This is a genomic window from Acidovorax sp. SRB_24, assembly GCF_012931925.1.
Genome location: NZ_MWOM01000304.1, coordinates 1 through 314 on the forward strand (window position 1 = coordinate 1; position 314 = coordinate 314).

The following is a 314-nucleotide window of genomic DNA, read 5'->3' on the forward strand; positions in this document are numbered from 1 at the left end:
CACACGGCACGCTGGCGGGTGTCGCCGTCATCGGGGACGCGGTACACCACCGCGGTGCCGCAGTTGCGGCAGTGCTTGATCGGGCTGCGAAAGGTCATGCGCTGAATTTTGAATCAAATAGGCCTCCAGCGCTTATGAGATAAGCGCTGGATGCTATTAAATAAGTAGTGAATTGACTGGCTATACCACGCTCAGTCGCAGTGGCTCCAAGCCCTCGACGCCGCCGTCGAGCAGGTCGCCGCGCACCACGGCGGCCACGCCTTCGGGCGTGCCGGTGTAGATCAGGTCGCCGGGCTGCAGCTCCCAGGCGGCCG

The 314-nt window shown here is 63.4% G+C and carries 1 protein-coding gene and 1 pseudogene; both read right to left on the bottom strand.

Annotated features, from left to right (window positions below; translation table 11 throughout):
* The coding region (locus tag B2J89_RS22035; protein WP_169170887.1) for a zinc ribbon domain-containing protein at window positions 1–98 on the bottom strand (98 nt) is incomplete at its 3' end.
* 82 nt (window positions 99–180) lie between these two features.
* Window positions 181–314: pseudogene (locus B2J89_RS23015) on the bottom strand (FAA hydrolase family protein); the annotation flags it as partial.